The 23,068-nt window shown below is 64.5% G+C and carries 22 protein-coding genes, 3 tRNA genes and 1 pseudogene; 17 read left to right on the forward strand and 9 right to left on the reverse strand.

Going from position 1 to position 23,068, the window contains the following annotated elements:
- Window position 1: 1 nt before the first annotated feature.
- Window positions 2-487: a YajQ family cyclic di-GMP-binding protein gene (locus AC1D0O_RS10235; protein ID WP_477653420.1), complete on the reverse strand. Its 486-nt coding sequence runs from the start codon at window positions 485-487 to the stop codon at window positions 2-4.
- 45 nt (window positions 488-532) lie between these two features.
- On the opposite strand from AC1D0O_RS10235, the gene murB reads away from it, so the two are divergent.
- Window positions 533-1,597, forward strand: a complete 1,065-nt coding sequence (murB, locus tag AC1D0O_RS10240; RefSeq protein WP_477653421.1) for a UDP-N-acetylmuramate dehydrogenase — start codon at window positions 533-535, stop codon at window positions 1,595-1,597.
- Between the two features lie 2 nt (window positions 1,598-1,599).
- Window positions 1,600-2,454: a glycine-rich domain-containing protein gene (locus tag AC1D0O_RS10245; RefSeq protein WP_477653422.1), complete on the forward strand. Its 855-nt coding sequence runs from the start codon at window positions 1,600-1,602 to the stop codon at window positions 2,452-2,454.
- Between the two features lie 30 nt (window positions 2,455-2,484).
- Here the strand turns inward: AC1D0O_RS10245 and AC1D0O_RS10250 are convergent, their stop codons facing one another.
- The 5 genes from AC1D0O_RS10250 to ppnP form a co-directional block, all read right to left on the reverse strand.
- Complete coding sequence (locus AC1D0O_RS10250; RefSeq protein WP_477653423.1) at window positions 2,485-3,978, reverse strand: hypothetical protein; 1,494 nt, start codon at window positions 3,976-3,978, stop codon at window positions 2,485-2,487.
- Window positions 3,978-5,147: a DUF58 domain-containing protein gene (locus AC1D0O_RS10255; protein ID WP_477653424.1), complete on the reverse strand. Its 1,170-nt coding sequence runs from the start codon at window positions 5,145-5,147 to the stop codon at window positions 3,978-3,980. The genes AC1D0O_RS10250 and AC1D0O_RS10255 overlap by 1 nt, the downstream gene beginning before the upstream one ends.
- Before the next feature lie 7 nt (window positions 5,148-5,154).
- Entirely contained in the window at window positions 5,155-6,117 is a 963-nt protein-coding gene (locus tag AC1D0O_RS10260; RefSeq protein ID WP_477653425.1) for an AAA family ATPase, read from the reverse strand.
- Window positions 6,118-6,305: 188 nt separating this feature from the next.
- Window positions 6,306-7,646 carry an argininosuccinate synthase gene (gene argG / locus AC1D0O_RS10265; RefSeq protein ID WP_477653426.1) on the reverse strand — a complete coding sequence of 447 codons (1,341 nt, stop codon included), beginning with the start codon at window positions 7,644-7,646 and terminating at the stop codon, window positions 6,306-6,308.
- 52 nt (window positions 7,647-7,698) lie between these two features.
- Entirely contained in the window at window positions 7,699-8,025 is a 327-nt protein-coding gene (ppnP, locus tag AC1D0O_RS10270) for a pyrimidine/purine nucleoside phosphorylase (RefSeq protein ID WP_477653427.1), read from the reverse strand.
- Window positions 8,026-8,185: 160 nt separating this feature from the next.
- Between ppnP and AC1D0O_RS10275 the strand changes: the two genes are divergently transcribed.
- The gene (locus tag AC1D0O_RS10275) at window positions 8,186-8,761 is read left to right on the forward strand and encodes an RNA polymerase sigma factor (RefSeq protein WP_477653428.1); all 576 of its coding nucleotides are present in this window, start codon (window positions 8,186-8,188) and stop codon (window positions 8,759-8,761) included.
- Complete coding sequence (locus AC1D0O_RS10280) at window positions 8,761-9,534, forward strand: anti-sigma factor (RefSeq protein ID WP_477653429.1); 774 nt, start codon at window positions 8,761-8,763, stop codon at window positions 9,532-9,534. Before AC1D0O_RS10275 ends, AC1D0O_RS10280 begins: the two co-directional genes overlap by 1 nt.
- 79 nt (window positions 9,535-9,613) lie before the next feature.
- Here the strand turns inward: AC1D0O_RS10280 and AC1D0O_RS10285 are convergent, their stop codons facing one another.
- Together AC1D0O_RS10285 and AC1D0O_RS10290 are read right to left on the reverse strand one after the other, a co-directional pair.
- The gene (locus tag AC1D0O_RS10285) at window positions 9,614-10,309 is read right to left on the reverse strand and encodes a glycine zipper 2TM domain-containing protein (protein WP_477653430.1); all 696 of its coding nucleotides are present in this window, start codon (window positions 10,307-10,309) and stop codon (window positions 9,614-9,616) included.
- A gap of 236 nt (window positions 10,310-10,545) precedes the next feature.
- A complete protein-coding gene (locus tag AC1D0O_RS10290) occupies window positions 10,546-10,890 on the reverse strand; it encodes an ArsC family reductase (RefSeq protein ID WP_477653431.1) in 345 nt (114 codons plus the stop codon).
- A gap of 117 nt (window positions 10,891-11,007) precedes the next feature.
- On the opposite strand from AC1D0O_RS10290, the gene pip reads away from it, so the two are divergent.
- The 10 genes from pip (at window position 11,008) to AC1D0O_RS10340 (ending at window position 19,386) form a co-directional block, all read left to right on the forward strand.
- On the forward strand, window positions 11,008-11,985 hold the full coding sequence (gene pip, locus AC1D0O_RS10295) for a prolyl aminopeptidase (protein WP_477653432.1): 978 nt from the start codon (window positions 11,008-11,010) through the stop codon (window positions 11,983-11,985).
- A gap of 39 nt (window positions 11,986-12,024) precedes the next feature.
- Entirely contained in the window at window positions 12,025-13,332 is a 1,308-nt protein-coding gene (gene folC, locus AC1D0O_RS10300; RefSeq protein ID WP_477653433.1) for a bifunctional tetrahydrofolate synthase/dihydrofolate synthase, read from the forward strand.
- Window positions 13,333-13,420: 88 nt separating this feature from the next.
- The gene (locus AC1D0O_RS10305) at window positions 13,421-14,212 is read left to right on the forward strand and encodes an SPOR domain-containing protein (protein ID WP_477653434.1); all 792 of its coding nucleotides are present in this window, start codon (window positions 13,421-13,423) and stop codon (window positions 14,210-14,212) included.
- Between the two features lie 20 nt (window positions 14,213-14,232).
- Window positions 14,233-14,718, forward strand: coding sequence for a CvpA family protein (locus AC1D0O_RS10310; RefSeq protein ID WP_477653435.1), 486 nt, complete (start codon window positions 14,233-14,235; stop codon window positions 14,716-14,718).
- 34 nt (window positions 14,719-14,752) lie between these two features.
- Window positions 14,753-16,282 carry an amidophosphoribosyltransferase gene (gene purF / locus AC1D0O_RS10315; RefSeq protein ID WP_436157901.1) on the forward strand — a complete coding sequence of 510 codons (1,530 nt, stop codon included), beginning with the start codon at window positions 14,753-14,755 and terminating at the stop codon, window positions 16,280-16,282.
- Between the two features lie 2 nt (window positions 16,283-16,284).
- Window positions 16,285-17,502: an O-succinylhomoserine sulfhydrylase gene (locus AC1D0O_RS10320; protein ID WP_477653436.1), complete on the forward strand. Its 1,218-nt coding sequence runs from the start codon at window positions 16,285-16,287 to the stop codon at window positions 17,500-17,502.
- Window positions 17,503-17,510: 8 nt separating this feature from the next.
- Window positions 17,511-18,905 (forward strand): glutamate--tRNA ligase, encoded by a 1,395-nt coding sequence (gltX, locus tag AC1D0O_RS10325; protein WP_477653437.1) that lies wholly within the window; start codon window positions 17,511-17,513, stop codon window positions 18,903-18,905.
- A 76-nt stretch (window positions 18,906-18,981) separates the two neighbouring features.
- A tRNA-Ala gene (locus AC1D0O_RS10330) sits at window positions 18,982-19,057 on the forward strand.
- Window positions 19,058-19,134: 77 nt separating this feature from the next.
- Window positions 19,135-19,210, forward strand: a tRNA-Glu gene (locus AC1D0O_RS10335).
- A gap of 99 nt (window positions 19,211-19,309) precedes the next feature.
- Window positions 19,310-19,386, forward strand: a tRNA-Asp gene (locus AC1D0O_RS10340).
- A gap of 31 nt (window positions 19,387-19,417) precedes the next feature.
- Here AC1D0O_RS10340 and AC1D0O_RS10345 read toward each other — a convergent pair.
- A pseudogene (locus AC1D0O_RS10345) lies at window positions 19,418-19,778 on the reverse strand (Lrp/AsnC family transcriptional regulator); the annotation flags it as partial.
- 205 nt (window positions 19,779-19,983) lie between these two features.
- Here AC1D0O_RS10345 and AC1D0O_RS10350 point away from each other — a divergent pair.
- From AC1D0O_RS10350 to AC1D0O_RS10360, 3 genes are all read left to right on the forward strand, one after another.
- Entirely contained in the window at window positions 19,984-20,970 is a 987-nt protein-coding gene (locus AC1D0O_RS10350; protein WP_477653675.1) for a Bug family tripartite tricarboxylate transporter substrate binding protein, read from the forward strand.
- A 115-nt stretch (window positions 20,971-21,085) separates the two neighbouring features.
- On the forward strand, window positions 21,086-22,216 hold the full coding sequence (locus tag AC1D0O_RS10355; protein WP_477653438.1) for an ABC transporter substrate-binding protein: 1,131 nt from the start codon (window positions 21,086-21,088) through the stop codon (window positions 22,214-22,216).
- Between the two features lie 272 nt (window positions 22,217-22,488).
- Window positions 22,489-23,046, forward strand: coding sequence for a sigma-70 family RNA polymerase sigma factor (locus AC1D0O_RS10360; protein ID WP_477653439.1), 558 nt, complete (start codon window positions 22,489-22,491; stop codon window positions 23,044-23,046).
- The last annotated feature ends 22 nt before the right edge of the window (window positions 23,047-23,068 follow it).

A 23,068-nucleotide genomic window follows, 5' to 3' on the forward strand; every position in this document is an offset into this window, starting at 1 on the left:
CTCAATCCCGGAAGTTGTTGAAGCTCAGCGGGAAGTCGCTGATTTCGGCGCGGATCATGGCCATGGCGGCCTGCAGGTCGTCGCGCTTGGCGCCGGTCACGCGCACCGCGTCGCCCTGGATGGAGGCCTGCACCTTGACCTTGCTGCCCTTGATGAGCTGCTGGATCTTCTTGGCCTGTTCGGCCTCGATGCCGTTGCGCACCTTGGTCACCTGCTTGACCTTGTCGCCGCCGATTTTTTCGGACTTGCCGATATCGAGGAAGCGGATGTCGACGCCGGCCTTGGTGAGCTTGTTGCGCAGGATGTCGTTCATCTGGTCGAGCTGGAAGTCGCTGTCGCCGATCAGCGTGATGTCTTTTTCCTTCAGCTCGATGGATGCGGAGGTGCCCTTGAAGTCGAAGCGCGTGGCGATTTCCTTGCCGGTGTTTTCCACGGCGTTTTTGACCTTGACCAGATCGGCTTCAAGAACGGTGTCGAAAGAGGGCATGATGCGAATCTTTGTTACGGGTGTTGGGGTGAGACAATCTCCCGGATGTTAGTCGAGAAAAACGTTCCGCTCCAGCATTCCAACAGCTTTGGCATCGTGGCCAAGGCCCTGAGCCTGGTCCGGGTGGCCGGCGAGGGCGATATCGCCGCCGTGCTGCAAGACCCGGCCCTGAAGGCCGCACCCAAGTTCGTGCTGGGCGGGGGCAGCAACATCGTGTTGACCGGCGACGTCAAGCCGCTGGTGCTCAAGGTCGAAATCATGGGCAAGCGCCTGGTGGGCGAAACCGCCAAGGCCTGGATTGTGGAGGCGGGCGCCGGCGAGAACTGGCACGAACTCGTCGCCTGGACCCTGCAGAACGGCTACCCGGGCCTGGAAAACCTGGCGCTGATCCCGGGCACGGTGGGCGCATCGCCGGTGCAGAACATAGGCGCTTACGGCGTTGAGCTCCAGGATCGCTTCGAGTCGCTGGACGCCGTGGACTTGACGACGGGCCAGCCCTTCACCCTCGAAGCCGCGCAATGTGCTTTCGGCTACCGCGATTCGGTGTTCAAACACAGCAGTTCGGCGCCGGGGCCGGGCGGCCACGGCTTCGGCCTGGCGGACAAGGCCCTCATCACCCGCGTGCGCCTGGCCCTGCCCAAGGCCTGGAAAGCGGTGCTGGGCTACGCCGACATCGAGAAAAAAATGCAGCAGTCCGGCATCCAGGCGCCCGGCGCCCAGCAGATCTACGAATGGATCTGCGAGATCCGCAAGGCCAAGCTGCCCGACCCGCAGGTGATCGGCAACGCCGGCAGTTTTTTCAAGAATCCCACGGTGTCGCCCGAACAGTGCGCCGACATCATCCAGCGCGAGCCCAAAATCGTTCATTACCACCTGGCCGACGGCTCGGTGAAGCTGGCCGCGGGCTGGCTGATAGACGCCTGCGGCTGGAAAGGCAAATCCGTCGGCAACGCCGGTGTCTACGAAAAGCAGGCGCTGGTGCTGGTCAACCGCGGCGGCTCCGCCGACCCGGTCACCGGCGGCGAGGTCATGACCCTGGCCAAGGCGATCCAGACCAGTGTGTATGAACGCTTCGGCATCCTGCTCGAGCCTGAACCGGTGGTGGTCTGAGCATGGTGCGGCTTGCCAAGGTTTACAGGGGCCCCGAGGTATCACCCTGGCGCCGGCTGGCGCTGCGTTATTCGCGTTCCACCGCCGCCATGCTGGCGTTCGCCTGGGTCAGCCTGTTGCTGGTTGCCATCTTCGCGGGCTGGCGGCCGCCGGGCTGGACGATGACCACGATTTCCGTGCTGTTCGCCTTCATGCTGGCCGCCGGCGTCTGGGCCGCCCGCGAACGCGGCCGGCTGGTCCGCGAAGCGCCGCTGCCCAGGTTCCTGCGGCGCAAGCTGATGGACAGCTACCCAAACCTGAGCCTCAGGGATGCCGAACTGGTCGAGCGCGGGCTGCGCCAGTTTTTCATCGCCTGCCAGCGCAGCAACAAACGCTTTGTCGCCATGCCGTCGCAGGTCGTCGACAGCATGTGGCATGAGTTCATCCTGCACACCTCGGCCTACCGCGAATGGTGTGACCTGGTGATTGGGCGTTTCATCGACCATGTGCCGGCCGAAGTGCTGGGCCGCAAAGCCTCGACCAATGACGGCCTGCGCCGCGCCTGGTTCTGGGCTTGCCGCGACGAATCCATCAACCCCAAGCAGCCCAGCCGCCTGCCCCTGCTGTTCGCGCTGGACGCCAAGTTCGCGATTCCCGGCGGGTTTGTCTACCTGGCCGACTGCAAAGGCGTGCGCCGTGAGGGTACGCAGGCGGATGCCTATTGCGGTGAAAGTTTTTCGGACGGCAGCTACAGCGGCGATGCCGACGGATTTGGCGGCAGCGAGTCTTCAAGCAGCAGCGGCGACAGTTCCGGCAGCAGCAGCGATGGCGACGGCAGCAGCGGATGCGGCTCCGGTTGCGGCGGCGGGGGCGATTGAGCGCGCCTGCGTTTGCCTGGTGCTCCCGCCTCAGGACTTCCTGAGTTCGGGCGCGTAGCCTTTAACCACCTGGGTGGCGGCGCTGACCGCCCGGCGCATGCTTTTGGCCCTGGCGGGGGTTGCCTGCACCGCGCCAAAACGGGTCTCGCAATACAGCTCCACCGCATGGCCCAGCCAGCGCCGCACCAGGTACGGCTGGCCGGGTGCGGCCGCAACATATTCCCGCACCGACTCACCGGGTTTGCTTTTGTGGCCGGCCTCCCTCAGGCAGAACTTCATGGCCTGCGCTGACATGCGCATCGACAGTATGGGCCGGACCGAGGCTGTGAGCCAAGCGCCAAAATGCAGCAACTCAATGCCGAGCCAGTAACGCCGGTGGTAGATCAACCAGCCCAGAACCAATACCAGTACAAATGCCAGCAACAGCGTCAACAGCGAAGTGATGGCATCCGCCATTTTTTTGAGCTGCAAGGGGCTGAGGCTCAAACGGCTGTCGTCCGGACGACCACTCTCCGCACGGCTGTCCTCTAGACGACTGCCCTCCGTAGGACGGTCCTCCGAACGGCGGCCCTCCCGACGCCTGTCGCCATCGCCGGGCTGGACTTGCCCATTTCCCAGCATCTCCGCCAGATCGAGCAGTTTCCCGAGAATTTTTTTTTGCCAGCGCGGTATGGCCGGGTCTTTGAGGGCTGGGCGCATTTTTTCCAGCATCTCCTGCCAGCGGCGTTGCCAACCCGGGCCTGCGTCTGCCATGTCGCCCGGGAGGTGTCCCGGGCCTACGGCCTTGCCGGTCCCTTTTCTTTGCCCCGTCCCGGTTCCGCCTGGAGGCTGACCAGCGGGCTGGCCCAAAAGGCCTGAGGCGTCGGCCGCAGGGGGAATAAAGCCGAACCCGAGCACCGGCGGACGCGGCAGGAAGAAAAACAGCAGCCCGGCGATCAGCGCGGTAGCCGCCACGAAGCCCAGGTTCATGCCCAGCCGCGTCGCGTGCCGAATCGTTTTGGATGGCGCATAGTCCCAAGTCAAGGCGAGTCCGGCAAATATCCAGGCCGGGCCCAGGTAGAACCACAGGGTCCAGTTGGCCGAGAAATGGGTCGCCACCATGAAACTCACAGCGAAGCAGGTTGTCAGGCACAGATAGAGGTCGCGGCGGGTGTGCATGACCGGCCCGCGTGCGGCCGTAATCAGCAGCAGGACCAAGCATACCCAGCGCACCAGCGTGTACATGAAAAACCCGGGGAAAATGGCCAGTATCAGGGCGATGATCGTCATCACCTTGCTGAGTTTTTTGCCTGCGGGGGCGGCCCGGCCTGGTATCAGGGAGCCGCCCGCAAAGCCCAGCGTGGCCAGGGCGACCCAGAAGAGGCTTACAGCACTGAAACCGCCACGCCACCTGTCCAGATAGGAAAAGCTGACGGCCACGCACAGATAGCAAAGCCCGGTGAAAACAAAAATCAGGCGGCTGGAAAGCCCGTCCTGTGCGGTACGCGTGGGTCCGACGGTTGTAGGGGCTGGTGGCGTATGCATCAGGGCTGCCCTGGGTACTGTGAAATGACCTGAAAACCCGCTTGCGCCAGCGCGTTGCCTAGAACCGGTACGAACGCCTGGTCCTCGATGGCCTGCGACGGATGGCTTGCGATGTAGACGGTCACCGGGCAATGCCTGAGTTCGACGGCTGAGAGCTCACGCAGCAGCAAGGAGGCGGTCCAACGCGGGCTCACCACCACCAGCAGTTGGGAGCCATTTGAAAGGCGGCCCTCGAGCCGTCCCAGCGCTTCGCGCAGGGGCAGGCTGCCGGGCATCACGCCTGCAAGCGCGCGGCGGATGGCATAGATATCGCGTAGCGGTTCCGCCTGTTGCGGCAGGTACGCGCGCACGCGGGCGCCGACTTTTTCGGCCGCTTCGCAAAGGCCGGCCACCACGCGCAAGGCCTGTTCGGAGGGGGCATCGGGCCGTGCCAGTTCTTGTGCGGAAGGTATGTCCGTTACCACATGCAGCAAGGGTGAACCGCTTTGCTGAAATTGCTGGATCACCAGTTCACCGGATCGGGCCGAAGCTCGCCAGTTGACGCGGCCCAAGGGCTCTCCGGCCACGTAGTGACGTAAATTGCCGAGTTCGAACGACTGCCCCAGGCGCCGCGTTACCTGATTGCCCAGTGGGTCGTGGGCCACGCTTAAATCGACGGGCAAAAACACCTCCTGCGCCCGAGGCAGCACCAGGACGGCGATGCCCTGCTGCGCAATCGTGCGGCGCGCCATGATCAAGCCGAGCGGGAAGCCGCTGGCCAGCACCACTTTCGCCAGGCGGTAGTCTCCGCGGCACGGGAAGGTGATCTGGTGGCCGAGCGCGCAGCGCTGCCGTGCGCGTATGAGCGCCAGCGTATGGCTCAGCACGATGGTTCTGCTGCCCCATTGCCAGTGCGTTTCCACATCCACCATGAAAGCCGGCCACCATGCCCTGCGCTCGATCACCAGTTGCACGTCCGAGGGCTGGCCTTCGACGACTTCCGACGAGCCGCTCGCCAGCACTTGCATGGACCTCAGTGACAACCAGGGCAGGAGCAGGCCCAGGGTGCTGAGTGTCGCAAGAAACAGGAACATGCCGAACACCATAGGGTCGTGCCGGTTCAGCGCCGATACCAGCAGGACGCCGCTGAGTGCCAGCAGCACGCGTGATTTGCTCAGCCAGCGTTCCATCCGGTCCTTATTGGGGCGAGCGCAAGGAGGCCAGAATGTCCTGAATCAATGCGGCCGGCGGCTTGGCTTGCGTGCCTTGCGTTTGCACGATGATGCGGTGCGCCAGGACCGGGATGGCCAGTTCGCGCACGATGGCGGGGTCCACATAGGCCAGGCCCCGGATGCAACTGAGTGCGCGCGCCATTCGGGCCAGCCCCAGCGTTCCCCGCGGGCTGGCACCAAAACGGATGCCGGGGTGCTTGCGCGTCGCCGCCACGATGGCGGTGATGTACTGCGAGATCTCCGGTGAGATCAGCGTGTTCTTTGCGCTGGCCACCAGTTGGGCGAAATCCGCCGCCTGGCAAACCGCCGTGAGACGGGAGATGGGATGCGCGAACTGTTGCGTATCGATCAGGCTGGCCTCCACCTCATGGCTGGGATAACCCAGCGACAGGCGAATCAGGAAGCGGTCCAGCTGCGCTTCAGGCAGGGGGTAGGTGCCGGCCATGTCGATCGGGTTTTGTGTGGCCAGGACCAAAAACGGCTCAGGCAGACGCAGGGTTTGGCCATCCAGGGTAATCTGGCCTTCCTCCATGCATTCCAGCAGGGCCGACTGCGCGCGTGGATTGGCGCGGTTGATCTCATCGGCGAGCACGACGTTGGAAAATGCCGGCCCGGGCCGTAGCGCGAAACTGCCGTCCTTGGGGTTGTAGACCGGCCCGCCCACGATGTCCGACGGCATCAGATCGGCGGTGAACTGGATGCGGCGAAATTCAAGGCCGATGGAAATTGCCAGGGCCCTGGCGAGCATGGTTTTACCGAGGCCCGGCACGTCTTCAATCAGCAGGTGCCCACCGGCCATGACGGCGGCCAACGCGAGTTCAACGCTCTGGTGTTTGCCCTCCAGCACTTTTTCGATGTTTTGCACAATGCCTTGCGCAAACCGGGCAGCATCGGGCGCCGTCCAGCGGACAGCTGTCATTTGATCCATTGATTCCACTCCCTGTGTCACCGCAGTTTAGCCCAGCGCGATGCAGTCCCAACGCTGCTCGCAGGCGTGAAAAAGCCGCCCGGAGGCGGCTTGATTTGACAACGGATTGCTATCTTTTCAGGCGCTGTTGGCCCACGTTTTGTATAGGCTGCGGCTATTTTTTCCTAAGAAACGGCGCGATCGCCGGCTTATTCGCCGGTTTTTTTACCCAGTTGCGGGATGGCCGCGCCCGGCTCCAGCGACAGCAGGCCTGAGCGCGTGTAGATGCCCAGCTTGTCGCGCGTGTCGACGATGTCCAGGTTGCGCATGGTCAGCTGGCCGATGCGATCGGCCGGCGAGAAGGGCGCGTCCTCGACTTTTTCCATGCTCAGGCGCTCGGGTTTGTAGGTCAGGTTGCTGGAGACCGTGTTCAGGATGGAATAGTCGTTGCCGCGGCGCAGTTCCACCGTGACTTCGCCGGTGATGGCGCTGGCCACCCAGCGCTGGGCGGTCTCGCGCAGCATGATGGCCTGCGGGTCGAACCAGCGGCCCTGGTAGAGCAGGCGGCCCAGCTTGCGGCCGTTGTCGCGGTATTGCTCAATGGTGTCTTCGTTGTGGATGCCGGTGACCAGGCGCTCGTAGGCGATGAACAGCAGCGCCAGGCCCGGAGCTTCGTAGATGCCGCGGCTTTTGGCTTCGATGATGCGGTTTTCGATCTGGTCGCTCATGCCCAGGCCGTGGCGCCCGCCGATGCGGTTGGCTTCGAGGATCAGCTCGACCATGCTGCTGAAGGTCTTGCCGTTCAGCGCGACGGGCCGGCCTTCTTCAAAGCGCACCGTGACTTCCTCGCGCTTGACTTCGACTTCGTCCTTCCAGAAGGCCACGCCCATGATGGGGTTCACGATCTTCATGCCGGTGGCGAGCTCTTCCAGGTCTTTGGCCTCATGCGTGGCGCCCAGCATGTTGGAGTCGGTCGAATAGGCTTTTTCGGCCGACATCTTGTAGCCGAACCCGGCCTTGGTCATGAAGGCCGACATTTCGGCGCGGCCGCCCAATTCGTCGATGAAGAGTTGGTCCAGCCAGGGCTTGTAGATCTTCAGGCCCGGGTTGGTCAGCAGGCCGTAGCGGTAGAAGCGCTCGATGTCGTTGCCCTTGAAGGTGCTGCCGTCGCCCCAGATGTTGACGTCGTCGTCCTTCATGGCCGACACCAGCATGGTGCCCGTTACGGCGCGGCCCAGGGGCGTGGTGTTGAAGTAGGTCACGCCCGCGGTCGTGATGTGGAAGGCGCCGCTTTGCAGGGCGGCAATGCCTTCGGCGGCCAGCTGGCTGCGGCAGTCGATCAGGCGGGCTTTTTCGGCGCCGTACTGCATGGCCTTGCGCGGGATTTCGTCGTAGTCGGGCTCGTCGGGCTGCCCCAGGTTGGCGGTGTAGGCGTAGGGGATTGCGCCCTTGAGTTTCATCCAGTGCAAGGCGGCGCTGGTGTCGAGTCCGCCGGAAAAGGCGATGCCGACTTTCTGGCCGGCGGGGAGGTTCTGGAGGATGGTGGCCATGAGGGGTTCCTGAAAGGCGTGGAAACGTGAAGGCGTGAAGGCGTGGGAAGGATTAACCGAAGTGGCAGATGTAGTGGTAGGCCGCTTCGCCCGTGGCAACGCGGATCTCGAATTTGGCGTTGCCGGGGACGCTGAATTTTTCGCCGGCCGAGGACTTCACCCAGCTGTCGCTGCCGGCCAGCTTGTATTCGCAGGCGCCGGCCACGCATTCCATGATCTCAGGCGCGCCGGTGTTGAAGGTCAGGGTGGCCGGCAGGATCACGCCCACCGATTTTTTGCTGCCGTCGGCGAAGGTGATGCCGTGGCTTACGCATTTGCCGTCAAAGTACACATTGGCCTGGGTGCTGACGCTGACGTTGTCGATTTTTTCGGTGGGCATGAGGAATGGGGCTGAAAAGAAGCAGGAAAGGGCGGGGAAGGGCTGGGACGGGCGCCAAAAACCCCTGATTTTAGGTCACGCCGCGCCCCGGGGGCGGGCCGCCGTGAATCCGTTGGGCCATCTGTCGCGTATCCCTTGTCAATACCTCACAATGATCCTCATGAAATCAGAAAGCCCTGACCTTCAATTGATCGCGCTGATCGACCGTGTGGCCCAGGCCGATGAATCGGCCCTGCGGCAGCTGTACGACCTGAGCTCGTCCAAGCTTTACGGGGTCGCGGTGCGGGTGGTGGGCAATCGCGAATGGGCCGAAGACGTGCTGCAGGAAGCTTTCCTGAACATCTGGCGCGTTGCCGGCGACTACAAGGCCACCCTCTCGCCGCCCATGGCCTGGATGGGACTGATCGTCAGGAGCCGCGGCCTGGATTTTCTGCGCCGCCGAGCGTCCGACCGGGCCGACCTGATGCAGGAACTGGACGACGTGCTGTCGGATACCGTGGCGGGCGATTCGCCCAATCCCATGGACACCACCCAGGCCAGCGAACAGGCCTGGGCCCTGCACCAGTGCCTGGACAAACTGGAGCAGAAGCAGCGCGAGGTCGTGAGCCTGGCCTACCTGCGGGACCTGAGCCACAGCGAACTGGCGGAACAGCTCAAACTTCCTTTAGGGACCGTGAAGACGTGGATACGCCGCGGGCTCGAGCAGCTGCGCGGCTGCATGGCGAGGTTCGCGTAATGAATATCCGCAACAACCCCTCCCTCATGGATCAGCTCGCGGCCAGCTATGCACTGGGCACCTTGCGCGGCGGTGCGCGCCGCCGTTTTGAAGCCCTGGCGCGCGACGACGCCACCCTGCGCGCCGCGGCGCTGGTCTGGCAAAGCCGGCTGTCCTCCGTCGCCGAGCTCCAGCCGCAGGCGGCGCCCAGCCCGGCGGTCTGGACGCGCATTGAAAACCTCGTCAAGGCCGACAAGGAGGCACGCGCCATGCAGGCCGCGCGCGGTGCGGCACCGACGGCGGGCGGCTGGTGGGCCAGCCTGGGAGTGTGGCGTGGCGCCAGTGCTGCGGGTGCCCTGGCCGCGGCTGTGGCCGTCGTTGTCGGCCTGAATGTGAACTCGCGGCTGAGCGGGCAGGTCAGCGAGCTGTCGGCCAGACTCACGGCCACGCCGGAGATCGAGTACGTGGCCGTGCTGACGGATGACAAGGCGTCGGCCTCGCTGCTGGTGACCTTTGACCCGAAGAACAAAACCCTGGTGCTCAAGCGCGTGGGCGGGTTCCGCGAGCAGCCCGACAAGTCGCTGGAGCTTTGGGCCTTGCCGCCCGGCGCGGCGCCGAAGTCGCTGGGGGTGCTCAATGCGGACCCGGTGGTGCGCCTGGCCGCCGCGGGCACCGACATGCGGCAGGTGCCGACGCTCGCCATCACGCTGGAGCCCAAGGGCGGTGTGCCGCCGGGCAGCGGGCCTACCGGGCCGGTGCTGTTTAAGGGTGCCTTGATCGAGACACCTAAATAAGGATCATCGGAAGCAGGCAACAAAAAGGGCGCTGGTAGCGCCCTTTTTTGATGGAACCGGAAGCGGCGGCCTTAGGGCCTTAGCGCCAGTGGTGGTGGCCGTAGCCCCGGCTGTAGCCGAAGTTCAGCGACAGGCCGATGGGCGGGTAGTAGGGGCGGTAGTAGGTCGGTGCGTAGTAAGCCGGGTAGACCACGGGCGCGACCATGGCGGGCTGCACGTAAACGGGCTCCGGCGCCGGTTGCACATAGGCCTGCGGCTGCTGCGGCGCGGACTGGAAGGTCTGGGGCGCGGGTGTCATGGCGCCGACCGGCGTGACCTGCAGGCGCACGTACTGGCCGGGATCGTTGGCCATCTGCGTGCTGTACTGCGTGCCCTGGTATTCATAGACCACGTTGTAGTGGCTGGGGCGGTTTTCATAATAGGTCTGCGTCGTGCACTGCTGCATGTTCTGGACCTGGTTGTTCGAGCCCTCGATACGGTCGCCAATCATCGCGCCGCCGACCAGGCCTATGACCGTGGCCACCGCACGGCCGCCGCCATTGCCGATGGCGTTGCCGGCTGCACCGCCGGCGATGGCGCCCATGAGTGCGCCGGCGCCTGAATTGGGAGATTGCGTGATGACCGGCTGGTTGGTGCAGACCTGGCGCGGCACGGCGACCTGTTGGACCACCGGCGTGCTGGAAATCACCCGCGCCAGGATGTCCATGGCGGAGGCGGGCATGGCGGCAAGGCCTGCGGCCGCGGCGAGGGTGGAAAGGACGAGTGCTTTTTTCATGGTTCGAATCCCTTTTCAGCAAATGGCTGAAGTTGCGCCGCCTGCGGGTGCTGCCCGGGGTGCGGGCGGCGGCGCTGGCGGCTATTGCGATTTTAGTAAGTCAGAGCCGTTTTGGGGCGCGGAGTTCGGTAAATCGGCTGTAAAGCTCTTCAGGAAGGGTAAAGCGCTGCCAAAGCGGCCCAAAACGTGAAAAAAACACTTATTTGTGTGAACGTGCGCGGCATGCGCATCGGCGTTCAAACCCGCGCCGCCCAGGCCGCGGCATCAAAGCCGACGGTGATGCCCTTGCCCCAGTCCACCACGGGACGCTTGATGACGCTGGGGTTGGCCAGCATCAGGGCCTGGGCGCCCGCGCTGTCCTGCGCACCGGCCTGGGTCGCCTCGTCCAGCTTGCGCCAGGTCGTGCCCTTGCGGTTGAGCAGCGTTTCCCAGCCGGCGGCCTGAGCCCAGCGCGCCAGCTGTTCGGGCGGCACGCCTTGTTTTTTGAAATCATGGAACTGGTGCTCGACGCCGTGCTCGGCGAGCCAGCCACGGGCTTTTTTGACCGTGTCGCAATTGGGGATGCCGTAGAGAATGATCATGCGATGATTCTGGCAGATGTAGCGGCTACGCCTGCGGACTGCGAGGCTGGAATAATCAAGCGATGCTGGCCATCCGGCCGCCCCTGTTCGCTTCAACATTTCACGGATGTCCCATTCATGACCGCTGCTTCGGCCACACCCATCGATTCCTCCCAGACTGTTCTCTATCCGCCCATTGAGCCCTTTCGCACCGGCGTCCTGGAAACCGGCGACGGCCACTCGGTCTACTGGGAACTGTGCGGCAACCCCAAGGGCAAGCCGGCGGTCTTCCTGCACGGTGGCCCGGGCGCTGGCTGCTCGCCCGAGCATCGCCGCCTGTTCGACCCCGAGCGCTACTGCGTGCTGCTGTTCGACCAGCGCGGCTGCGGCCGCTCGCGTCCCAGCGCCTCGCTGGACAACAACACGACCTGGCACCTGGTGGCCGACATCGAACGGCTGCGCAGCCAGCTGGGCGTGGAGCGCTGGCTGGTGTTCGGCGGCTCCTGGGGCAGCACACTGGCGCTGGCCTATGCGCAGACGCATCCGGCCCGGGTGTCCGAGCTGGTCGTGCGCGGCATCTTCGCGCTGCGGCGCGCCGAAGTGCTGTGGTACTACCAGGAAGGGGCGTCCTGGCTGTTCCCCGACCTGTGGGAGGGCTTTCTCGCGCCGATTCCCGAGGCCGAGCGCGGCGACCTGATGGCCGCCTACCGCAAACGCCTGGTCGGCAGCGACAGGGCGGCGCAACTGGCGGCCGCCCGCGCCTGGAGCCTCTGGGAAGGCCAGACCATCACGCTGCTGCCGGACCCGGCTTTCACCGCGCTGCATGGCGACGACGATTTCGCGCTGGCCTTCGCGCGCATCGAAAACCACTACTTCGTGCACGCCGGCTGGCTCGAAGACGGCCAGCTGATCCGCGATGCACACAAGCTGGCCGGGATTCCCGGCGTGATCGTGCAGGGCCGCTACGACGTGGCCACGCCGGCCAAAACTGCCTGGGACCTGCACCGCGCCTGGCCCGAGGCTGATTTCCAGTTGGTCGCCGATGCCGGCCATGCTTTCAGCGAGCCCGGCATCCAGCGCCAACTGGTAGCAGCCACAGACCGCTTCGCCCGCTGAGTCCAGGGTTTTGGCTCGTGCGCGACAATTCGGGCCTGTATGCAAAACCTCAAAACACTCGACGACTGGCTGGCCTACTGCGAGCACCTGCACCCTGTCGGCATAGACATGGGTCTCACGCGCATCAGCGCCGTCGCCAAACGCATGGGCCTGGCCTTTGACTGCCCCATCATCACGGTGGCCGGCACCAACGGCAAAGGCTCGACCTGCGCGATGCTCGAAGCCATCCTGCTGGAGGCCGGCTACCGTACCGGCGTTTTCACCTCGCCGCACCTGGTGCATTTTGAAGAGCGCTGCCGTGTGCGCGGCGATATCGTCAGCGCCGCCGACCTGGTGAAACAGTTCGCGCGCGTCGAGGCGGCCCGCACGCAGGGCGAGGCGATCTCGCTGACCTATTTCGAATTCACCACCCTGGCCATCCTGCAACTGCTGGCCGACGCCAAACTGGACGTCGTCATCCTCGAAGTCGGCCTGGGCGGGCGGCTGGATGCCGTCAACATGCTGGACGCCGACTGCGCGGTGATCACCAGCATAGACCTGGACCACATGGAATACCTGGGCCCCGACCGCGAAAGCATAGGCCGCGAAAAAGCCGGCATCATGCGCGCCGGCAAGCCGGTCATCGTGAGCGACCCAGTGCCGCCGCAAAGCGTGGTGGACCATGCCGCGGCGGTGGGCGCCGATTTGTGGCGCTTTGGCACGGACTTCAATTTTTCGGGCGACAAGCAGCAGTGGGGCTGGGCCGGGCGCGGGCGCCGGTACGCAGGGCTGGCTTACCCGGCGCTGCGCGGCGCCAACCAGCTGGTCAATGCCTCGGGTGTGCTGGCGGCGCTGACGGCGCTGCGCGACCGCCTGCCGGTCACGGCCCAGGCGGTGCGCAACGGCCTGTCCATGGTCGAATTGCCGGGGCGTTTCCAGATCGTGCCCGGCCAGCCCACGCTGGTGCTGGACGTGGCGCACAACCCGCATTCGGTGGCCGCGCTGGCCGAAAACCTCGATGCCATGGGCTTTTATCCCTGCACCCATGCGGTGTTCGGCGCCATGGCGGACAAAGACCTCGCCCCCATGCTGGCGCGGGTCGGGCCGCTCATCGACAAGTGGTATTTCACCGATCTGCCGACGCCGCGGGCCGCTACGGCCGCCGATTTGCAGGCGCGCTGGACGGCGGCCAACACCCGGCCCGACGCCACCTCCAGCACCCATCCGTCCCCCGAAGCGGCGCTGCAGGCGGCGGTCAAGGCCGCGACCCCCGCTGATAGAATTGTCGTGTTCGGCTCGTTCTACACGGTGGGCGGTATTTTGAAGGACGGCGTGCCGCGTCTTTCGGCCCCGCACCTGGCCAACTGAGCCGGACGCACCGGCCCGGCCTCGCGTTCCGGAGGGCCTGGAGCCCACGTCACCGTTAACGCCACCCTTATCGGATTCAAGCCACACCATGCCGTTTTTCAACTTCCGCCGGGGCGGCTCCACCGCTGCCTCCAATGCCGGGCCAGCCGCTCAACCGGAAAGCGTGGAAGTGATGCGCAAGCGCGCCAAACACCGGCTGATCGGTTCGGCCGTGCTGGTGCTCATCGGCGTGGTGGGTTTTCCGTTGCTGTTCGACACCCAGCCCCGGCCCATCCCGGTCGACATCCCCATCGAAATCCCCGGCAAGGGCACCGTCAAGCCCCTGGTCGCGCCGGCAGCGCCGACCGCTACGGCCCCCGCGCCGGCGGCAACCGCAACGCCTGCCCCCGCGCCCGCGGACAAAGTGGCCGCAGCCGCCAGCCTGGCGCCCAAGGAAGAAATCCTGCCGTCCAAACCCGCCGCTGCAGCGTCTGCGCCGGCAGCCGTCAAACCCGAAGCCAAGCCCGAGGCAAAACCGGCGCCCAAGCCTGAGCCCAAGCCGGCCGCCAAGCCTGAACCCAAACCCGTGGCCAATGCCGATGCCGCTCGCGCCAGCGCGCTGCTCAACGGCAGCACGCCGCCCGCCGCCAAACCGGCCGCCGCCGAGGCCGAAGGCCGGCTGGTGGTGCAGGTGGGCGCCTTTGCCGACGTCGCCAAGGCGCGCGAGGCGCGCCTGAAGCTTGAAAAAGCCGGGCTGAAAACCTATACACAGGTCGCGGAAACCAAGGACGGCAAGCGCATACGGGTCCGTGTGGGGCCGTTTGCCACCAAGGCCGAGGCTGAAAAAGCGGCCGGAAAAATCAAGAGCCTTGATTTACCCGCCGCCATCCTGACCTTGTAAGTAACTCAACCGCTTGACTCGTGACGGCTGTTGACTGGATTTTGCTGGGGGTGCTGGTTTTTTCCATGCTGCTGGGCGCATGGCGCGGCTTGGTGTACGAGGTGTTGTCGGTGCTGGGCTGGGTCGTGTCGTTTTTTGTGGCGCAATGGTTTGCGCCTGAATTGGCCACCCGGTTGCCGCTGCAGTCGGCGGCGGACCCGGTGCGCTATGCGGCGGCCTTTGTGCTGATCTTTATCGCCTCGGTGTTCGCGGCGGGGCTGCTGGCCTTTTTGGTGAAGAAGCTGGTGGCCGCGGTCGGCCTGGCGCCTGTGGACCGTGTGTTGGGCGCCGCGTTCGGCGTGCTGCGCGGCGTGATTTTGTTGCTGGCCGCGACCGTCGTGATCGACATGACGGCGCTGAAGACCAGCAGCTGGTGGCGGGAATCAAAGGGCGCGCCGGTGTTGGCGGCCACGCTCAAAGCCCTGAAGCCGGTGTTGCCCGAACAGTTTGCGAAATATTTAACCTAACTTTGAAGAGTCAACTCATCATGATCGGAACACCATGTGCGGGATAGTCGGCGTCGTCAGCAAAGCCCCCGTCAACCAGCTCATCTATGACGGCCTGCTGCTGCTGCAGCACCGCGGCCAGGATGCGGCGGGCATCGTCACGCAGCAGGGGCGCAAGTTCTACATGCACAAGGCCAAGGGCATGGTGCGCGACGTGTTCCGCACCCGCAACATGCGCGCGCTGCCGGGCACGGTGGGCCTGGGCCAGGTGCGCTACCCCACGGCCGGCAACGCCTACAGCGAAGACGAGGCCCAGCCTTTTTACGTCAACGCGCCTTTCGGCCTGGTGCTCTCGCACAACGGCAACCTGACCAACGCGGCCGAACTCAAGGCCGAGCTCTTCAACACCGACCACCGCCACATCAACACCGACAGCGACTCCGAAGTGCTGCTCAACGTGCTGGCGCATGAGCTCGAAAAAACCACGCGCGGCCTGCCGCTCAAGCCCGTCGACGTGTTCGCCGCGGTGCGCGGCGTGCACAAGCGCGTGAAGGGTTCCTACGCCGTCGTCGCGCTGATCGCCGGCCACGGCCTGCTGGCCTTCCGCGACCCCTTCGGCATCCGCCCGCTGTGCATAGGCCGCGGCCAGAACGAGGGCGGCGCCACCGTCATGGTGGCCAGCGAATCGGTGGCCCTGGAAGGCACCTCGCACCAGTTCGAGCGCGACATCGCACCGGGCGAGGCCGTGTACGTGGACATGGAAGGCGTGGTGCACGCCGAGCAGTGCGCGCCCAATGCCAAGCTCAATCCCTGCATCTTTGAGTTCGTCTACCTGGCACGTCCCGACTCGGTGCTGGACGGCATCTCGGTCTACCAGGCGCGCCTGAACCTCGGCGAGACGCTGGCCAAGCGTGTGGTCTCCACCGTGCCGCCCAACGAGATCGACGTCATCATCCCGATTCCCGAATCCAGCCGCCCCAGCGCCACGCAATTGGCGCATCTGCTGGGCATTCCCTACCGCGAAGGCTTCGTCAAGAACCGCTACGTGGGCCGGACCTTCATCATGCCGGGGCAGGGCGTGCGCAAGAAATCCGTGCGCCAGAAGCTCAACGTGATCGCCAGCGAGTTCAAGGGCCGCAACGTGCTGCTGGTCGACGACTCCATTGTGCGCGGCACCACCAGCCGTGAGATCGTGCAGATGGCGCGCGACGCCGGCGCCAAAAAGGTCTACCTGGCCAGCGCCGCGCCGCCCGTGCGTTTTCCCAACGTCTACGGCATCGACATGCCCACGCCGGGCGAACTGGTGGCGCACGGCCGCACCATCGAGGAGATCCGCGAGGTCATAGGCTGCGACGCGCTGATCTACCAGGACGTCGAGGGCATGAAGCGCGCCATCGGCTCGCTCAACGGCAAGCTCGACGGCTTTGACGCCTCCTGTTTCGACGGCGTTTACATCACCGGCGACGTCACGGCCGAAACCATTGCCGCGATGAACTCGCAGCGCGCCGACACCGCTGAGAAGATCGGCGAGGACAGCGACGTCGACGTGTCCCGCCTGGCGCTGCCCAATCCGCAGGAAGCCTGAGCATGACCAAGAAAAGAGAATTGCCGCGCAACCTGCACCGCGACACGCTGGCCGTGCGCGTGGCGCTGGAGCCCAGCCAGCACGGCGAAAACTCCGAAGCGCTGTACCTGACCAGCGGCTTCGTGCAGCCCGATGCCGAGACCTCGGCGCGGCGCTTTGCCGACCCGACGGAGGGCTACACCTACGGCCGCACCTCCAACCCCACGGTCACCAGCTTTGAGCGCCGCCTCGCCGCGCTCGAGGGCACGGAAGCGGCCATAGGCGCATCCACCGGCATGGGCGCCATCCTCATGATGTGCATGGGCCTGCTCAAGGCCGGCGACCACGTGATCTGCTCGCGCTCCATGTTCGGCTCGACGATCGCGCTGATAGGCCGCGAGTTCGGCAAGTTCGGCGTTGAGACCACCTTCGTCTCGCAGACCGACCTCAGCGAGTGGAAGGCCGCCTTGCGTCCCGGCACCAAGCTGCTGTTCGCTGAAACGCCGACCAACCCGCTGACCGAGGTCTGCGACATCCGGGCGCTGGCCGACCTGGCGCACAGCGTGGGCGCCTTGCTGGCGGTCGACAACTGCTTTTGCTCGCCGGCGCTGCAACGCCCGGTGGAATTCGGCGCCGACCTCATCATGCATTCGGGTACCAAATACCTGGACGGCCAGGGCCGTGTGATGGCGGGCGCGCTCTGCGGCTCGTCCAAATTGATCGTCGACGTGTTCGGCCCCATCGTGCGCACCGCCGGCATGACGCTCGCGCCCTTCAACGCCTGGGTCGTGCTCAAGGGCCTGGAAACGCTGAGCATTCGCATGCAGGCGCAAAGTGCCAATGCATTGGCCGTGGCCAAGTGGCTCGAAACGCAGCCTGCCGTATCGCGCGTTTATTACCCCGGCCTCGAATCGCATCCACAGCACGAACTGGCCATGCGCCAGCAGTCGGGGCTGGGCGGCGCGGTGCTGTCCTTCGACGTGCGCGGCGACACGCCGGAAACGGCGCGCGCCAATGCCTTCCAGGTCATCAACAGCACGCAGGTGCTCAGCATCGCCACCAACCTGGGCGACACCAAGACCATCATCAGCCACTCGGCCACCACCTCGCACGGGCGCCTCAGCGAAGAGCAGCGCCAGGCCGCCGGCATAGGCCAGGGCCTGGTGCGCGTAGCCGTCGGGCTGGACCACGTGGACGACATCAAGGCCGACCTCTCCCGCGGCCTCAGCCTCATCGCATGACTGCAGTAATGACTCAAAAGACCCGCACCCGCTTCGCCCCTTCACCGACAGGTTTCATCCACCTCGGCAACATCCGCTCCGCGCTCTACCCGTGGGCCTTTGCCCGCGCCACCGGCGGCGACTTCATCCTGCGCATTGAAGACACCGACGTGGAGCGCTCCAGCCAGGAGGCCGTCGACGTCATCATCGAAGGCATGCGCTGGCTGGGCCTGAACCACGACGAAGGCCCGTTCTTCCAGATGCAGCGCATGGACCGCTACAAGGCCGTGCTCGCGCAGATGCGCGCCGACGGCCTGGTCTATCCCTGCTACATGAGCGTGGCCGAGCTCGACGCCCTGCGCGAAAAGCAGATGGCCGCCAAGGAAAAACCGCGCTATGACGGCACCTGGCGCCCCGCGCCCGGCAAGACCCTGCCGCCGGTGCCCGAAGGCGTGCAGCCTGTGCTGCGCTTCATGAACCCGCAGGGCGGCAGCGTGGTGTGGGACGACAAGGTCAAGGGCCGCATCGAGATCAGCAACGACGAACTCGACGACCTCGTCATCGCGCGGCCCGACGGCACGCCGACCTACAATTTCTGCGTGGTCGTCGACGACATCGACATGGCCATGACCCACGTGATACGCGGTGACGACCACGTCAACAACACACCGCGGCAGATCAACATTTTCAGGGCCTTGGGCAAAGAACCGCCGGTGTACGCACACCTGCCCACCGTGCTCAACGAGCAGGGCGAAAAACTCAGCAAGCGCAACGGCGCCAAGCCGGTCACGCAGTACGCCGCCGAAGGCTATCTGCCCGACGCCATGGTCAACTACCTGGCGCGCCTGGGCTGGAGCCACGGCGACGACGAAATCTTCAGCCGCGAACAGTTCATCGGCTGGTTCAACCTCGACCATCTCGGCAAGAGCGCCGCGCAGTTCGACGAAGCCAAGCTGCGCTGGGTCAATGCCCAGCACCTCAAGGCCATGGCCGACGACAAGCTCGCCGAGGCGGTCGCACCTTTCCTCGCGGCGCAAGGCGTCACGGGCCAGGACACGGCATGGATCGCGCGCGGCTGCGGTCTGTTCAAGGACCGCTGCAGCACGCTGGTGGAACTGGCCGGCTGGCTGCAGCGCCTGGTCACCGGCGGCCAGCCCGGCGCCGAAGACCTGGCCACGCACGTGACCGATGCCGTGCGCCCGGCGCTCGTAAAACTCGCCGATGCCCTTGGCGCGGCCGAGTGGAACAAGGCCGCGATTTCCGCGGCCATCAAGCAGGTGCTGGCCGACACCGGCCTGAAGATGCCGCAGCTCGCGATGCCGGTGCGCGTGCTCGTAATGGGCACACCTCAGACCCCGTCACTGGATGCGATTCTGGAGCTCATGAAACGCGAAGATGTGGTCTCCCGGCTCAAGCTTGTCTGAGGATTTGAAAAAGATCAAATTTTCGGGCTATAATTCAAGGCTCGACACATTGCAGGGCAACTTGCAATAGCTTGAAGGGGGTATAGCTCAGCTGGGAGAGCGCTTGCATGGCATGCAAGAGGTCAGCGGTTCGATCCCGCTTACCTCCACCAAAGTTTGTCGCGAAGAATTTGAAGTTAGCCGGGACTTTGTGTCATCACAAAAGCCCGTCCGGAAATTCCAAGGTTTTGACCCTATCGTCTAGAGGCCTAGGACACCACCCTTTCACGGTGGCTACAGGGGTTCGAATCCCCTTAGGGTCGCCAGCATTCATCACCTCGTGTGATGCCCAAGGCGCAAGTTGACAACCGCAGTCCCGCAAGGGCCAGCGACTTGGCTCGAAAGAGCGAATGTTGTCACTACCAGGAGTGGTAGTTCAGTTGGTTAGAATACCGGCCTGTCACGCCGGGGGTCGCGGGTTCGAGTCCCGTCCACTCCGCCAAATCCGAAAAGGGCCTGCAAGATTTCTTGCAGGCCCTTTTTTCGTTTTCGGCCTTCGTGTCCTGCGTGCTGACGGTGACGAAATGGTCGAACCCGCCCGTCACCACCACGCACTCCAGGCAGCCCGGCACCTTCTGCAACGCTTTTTCGAAATCGGCGAAAGACTGGCGTGGACCGGTCCAACACCACGCCGATCGCGACCTGCATGCCAAGGTTCAGCGAAGCAGGGTTGAGCAGCGCGACGATGCGCTGCACCGAGCCCATTGATTTCAGGCGTTCCTCGCGGCGCATGCAGGCAGCGGGGCTCAGGCGCACCTTGGCCGGCAGGGCCACATTGGAGATCGATGCATCGCGCTGGAGCAGGCGCAGGATCGCGCGATCAACCCGGTCCAGGTCGGGCGCCGGGTAATGGTTTCATTCTGTAAACGCATTTTTATTTCTTCATACTATTTAATCGGGCAATTTTCGAAAACTTTTTATCGAATTATTTAAATATTTGATCTTAAAAGTCGATCATATTGCAACCCTGTTATACGGCCTCGGCGATAGACTTTCTTTCAACGCGGCCCATGCCGTATCAAAGAGGAGCAATGCGATGATGAAACCAAGGTATGAGAAGCGCTTCTTCCTGGCCATGGCGCTGGTCTTGCTGGCCCCTTGGGCCGGCGTCCACGCGCAGGGCTATCCGTCCAAGCCGGTCCAGCTGGTCATCCCTTTTCCGCCGGGAGGCGCCACCGACATCGCCGGACGCCTGGTCGCCAAAAAGCTGGGCGAGCGCCTGGGGCAGCCTGTGGTCATCGACAACCGACCGGGCGCCGGCACCATCGTCGGTGCGGCATTCGTCGCCAAGGCGGCGCCGGACGGCTACACACTGCTGATCAGTTCGGGATCGACCTTCACGGTCAACCCGGCACTCATGCCCAAGCTGCCTTACGACCCGATCAAGAGTTTCGAGCCTGTCGGGATGGTGGCGCGCGTTCCCCTGGTTTTGCTGGCTAACGTCGATGTCCCAATCAACGACCTGAAGCAGTTGATCGCGGCGGTGCAACGCGCACCGGACAAGTACGTGTACGGCTCCTTCGGCAACGGTACCACGGGACACTTCGCCGGCGAATTGCTCTGGAGCACCGCCGGCATCAAGCTGCAGCACATCGCTTACAAGGGCAGCGCGCCGGCGATGACCGACTTGATGGCCGGCCAGATCCCGTTCGCGATTGATACCGTCGCGGCGGCGTTGCCGCAGCTGAAGGCGGCGAAGCCGAAGATCAAGGCTATCGCCGTCACGGGCGCCAGCCGCGCGACACAAATGCCCACCGTGGCGACTGTTGCGGAGAGCGGCTTCACCGGCTTCTCGGCCGATTCCTGGCTCGCCATTGCCGCGCCCAAGGGCTTGCCGGCGGACGTAAAAGCCAAACTGCAGAAGGCGCTGGCCGACACCATGAAGGATCCCGAGATCCGCGACAAGCTCGTCGCCAACGGACTCGAGCAAGCCTGGGAACCCGCTTCCGCGGTTGCGGCGCGCATTGAAAACGAACTCCCCCGCATGCGCGCGGTCGTTCTGCGTTCCAACATCCGGGTCGATTGAGCGTGGCCCCCGGCAGGGATTGTTGCCCACGGGACCGGATTCGCCATCGACGGTCTCAGGCATGGCAGGTGAAAGCGTTGCACGTGCGGGTTGGACCTCGTGAAGGAAACTGGAAATGAGAACTGGTCAGTGGATCGCCCGCCTGGCGGGCTTGGTCATCGCGGGCGGCATAACGCCGTCCGTGCTGGCCGCGCAGCTTGTAGTCGGCCAAGTGGCGCCGTTGACCGGTATCGACGCGAGCCAAGGCCGCGCCTACGCGGCCGGCATGCTGTTGCATTTCAACGCCGTGAACAAGGCGGGTGGGGTCAACGGAAACACCTTCACCCTGGCGCGCCGCGACGACGCCGGGCGACCCGATGAAACACTCACCCAGACACGCGCGCTGCTGGCTGAGGACAAGCCGGTGGTGCTTGCCGGTTACTTTGGAAGCCGCAATATCGCTCAACTGATCAGCGCGGGCGTTTTTGAGCGCGAGCGCATCGTGATGGTCGGCTTCCGCGCGACTGAATTGAATCTGGACGCTCCCCAACTTTACGGCGTGCGTGCCACATTGCGGGACGAACTTACGAGAATCACGGCGCACCTGGCCACGGTCGGAATCACCCGGCTTGGCTTGTTTTACGAAAACGGCGCCGGCGCTGCGCCACTCATCGCCGCCGCACAGGAAGCCGCGGCGAATGCCAAGGCCAGGATCGTGCAAACGGCGGGTTATGACGTTGGAACCAGCCGCGTGAGCGCCGCCGCCGACGCCATGCTGCAGGCCGCACCGCAGGCGATCATCATGATTGCCAGTGGAGGCGCTGCTTCCAGCTTTGTTGAGAAATACCGTTCAGCCGGGGGAACGGCCCAACTGTTCGCGCATTCGGGCGCGGACATTGAGCAGATGTCGAAACGGCTGTCCGAAGAGCAGATGCAAGGCATCGCGATCGCCCAGGTCACGCCCAGCCCCTACAAAATGACAAACCGGCTTTCCAAGGAATTCAACGACATCGCGGCAACGGCCGGAGCGCAGGATGTTCCGATCAGCTACGCCATGATGGAAGGCTTCATCGCTGCAAAGGTGATCGTTGAAGCCGCCCGGCGGCAAGGCTCGCGTGTGACCCGTGAAGGTTTTGCTTCCGCTCTGGATGGACTGGAAAGCTATGACCTCGGCGGATACGTCATCGGATTTCGGCCGGGAATGCGCAATGGTTCGCGCTTCGTGGAGATGACCATCATCAGCGGGAACGGAAGAATCCGGCAGTAAACATCCAGGGAATCGCCAAAAGCCGCCTGTCACGCCGAGGGGCGCGGGTTCAGGTCCCGTCCACTCCGGCGACCCGCATGCGATTTTGATTTTGGCAGCAGGGCAGGGCGCTGGTATCAAAGGTAACGAGGCGCCCCGAACTGGAGCGCATTGACGCGCTTCGGCCATAATGAGAATAATTCCCATCTACGACGCGCGCGCCTGGTCAGCCACCGCCACATCTCGTCTGCCGCTTGGAGGGGTTCGTCACTTCCCATGGCATTGACCGACCTGTGCTTGAGCGTTATTACCAAGAACTGCTGAACTTCTGTTCCCGCACGGTGCGCAACCGCGATGCCGCGGCTGACGTCGTGCAGGAGAGTTATGCGCGCGTTCTGGCGGTCCAGCATTCCGGCCAGGCGGTGCCCGAGCCGCGCGCGCTGCTCTACCGCACGGCGCGCAACCTGCAGATCGACCAGCACCGCCGCAGCGAAGTGCGCGGCGAGGCCCTGCACCCCGACGCCGAGGCCTCGGCCGCCGAGCTCGACAATCTCGCGGCGCCCGAGGTCTTCGAGCCCGATGCCGCCGCGTCGTCAGCGCAGGGGGTGAATGCCTTGCTGGCCGCCATCGATGCCTTGCCTTTGCGCTGCCGCGAAGCTTTTATCCTGCACAAGTTCGACGGCCTGCCGCATTCGGAGGTGGCCGAGCGCATGGGCATATCGCGCAAGATGGTCGAGCAGCACATCAAACTGGCCATGGATGCCTGCAGGCAATGCAGGGATGGGCTAGCCGGAACGCCCCTTGCCGCCCCCGCCCCCAAGCTTCGAAGAAGAAAACCTGCCCGCGAATGACTTTTTGTATGCGTTCTTACTT

It is taken from the genome of Polaromonas sp. P1_F2 (assembly GCF_056405735.1).

Excerpts from the sequence above, each read along its gene's own strand:
- ppnP (WP_477653427.1), bottom strand. The coding sequence starts at position 8,025 with ATGCCCACCGAAAAAATCGACAACGTCAGCGTCAGCACCCAGGCCAAT.
- AC1D0O_RS10245 (WP_477653422.1), top strand. The coding sequence starts at position 1,600 with ATGGTGCGGCTTGCCAAGGTTTACAGGGGCCCCGAGGTATCACCCTGG.
- purF (WP_436157901.1), top strand. The coding sequence starts at position 14,753 with ATGTGCGGGATAGTCGGCGTCGTCAGCAAAGCCCCCGTCAACCAGCTC.
- AC1D0O_RS10260 (WP_477653425.1), bottom strand. The coding sequence starts at position 6,117 with ATGGATCAAATGACAGCTGTCCGCTGGACGGCGCCCGATGCTGCCCGG.
- AC1D0O_RS10290 (WP_477653431.1), bottom strand. The coding sequence starts at position 10,890 with ATGATCATTCTCTACGGCATCCCCAATTGCGACACGGTCAAAAAAGCC.
- pip (WP_477653432.1), top strand. The coding sequence starts at position 11,008 with ATGACCGCTGCTTCGGCCACACCCATCGATTCCTCCCAGACTGTTCTC.
- AC1D0O_RS10250 (WP_477653423.1), bottom strand. The coding sequence starts at position 3,978 with ATGCATACGCCACCAGCCCCTACAACCGTCGGACCCACGCGTACCGCA.
- AC1D0O_RS10320 (WP_477653436.1), top strand. The coding sequence starts at position 16,285 with ATGACCAAGAAAAGAGAATTGCCGCGCAACCTGCACCGCGACACGCTG.
- folC (WP_477653433.1), top strand. The coding sequence starts at position 12,025 with ATGCAAAACCTCAAAACACTCGACGACTGGCTGGCCTACTGCGAGCAC.
- AC1D0O_RS10255 (WP_477653424.1), bottom strand. The coding sequence starts at position 5,147 with ATGGAACGCTGGCTGAGCAAATCACGCGTGCTGCTGGCACTCAGCGGC.
- AC1D0O_RS10235 (WP_477653420.1), bottom strand. The coding sequence starts at position 487 with ATGCCCTCTTTCGACACCGTTCTTGAAGCCGATCTGGTCAAGGTCAAA.
- AC1D0O_RS10305 (WP_477653434.1), top strand. The coding sequence starts at position 13,421 with ATGCCGTTTTTCAACTTCCGCCGGGGCGGCTCCACCGCTGCCTCCAAT.
- gltX (WP_477653437.1), top strand. The coding sequence starts at position 17,511 with ATGACTCAAAAGACCCGCACCCGCTTCGCCCCTTCACCGACAGGTTTC.
- AC1D0O_RS10275 (WP_477653428.1), top strand. The coding sequence starts at position 8,186 with ATGAAATCAGAAAGCCCTGACCTTCAATTGATCGCGCTGATCGACCGT.
- AC1D0O_RS10280 (WP_477653429.1), top strand. The coding sequence starts at position 8,761 with ATGAATATCCGCAACAACCCCTCCCTCATGGATCAGCTCGCGGCCAGC.
- AC1D0O_RS10285 (WP_477653430.1), bottom strand. The coding sequence starts at position 10,309 with ATGAAAAAAGCACTCGTCCTTTCCACCCTCGCCGCGGCCGCAGGCCTT.
- murB (WP_477653421.1), top strand. The coding sequence starts at position 533 with ATGTTAGTCGAGAAAAACGTTCCGCTCCAGCATTCCAACAGCTTTGGC.
- AC1D0O_RS10355 (WP_477653438.1), top strand. The coding sequence starts at position 21,086 with ATGAGAACTGGTCAGTGGATCGCCCGCCTGGCGGGCTTGGTCATCGCG.
- AC1D0O_RS10350 (WP_477653675.1), top strand. The coding sequence starts at position 19,984 with ATGAAACCAAGGTATGAGAAGCGCTTCTTCCTGGCCATGGCGCTGGTC.
- argG (WP_477653426.1), bottom strand. The coding sequence starts at position 7,646 with ATGGCCACCATCCTCCAGAACCTCCCCGCCGGCCAGAAAGTCGGCATC.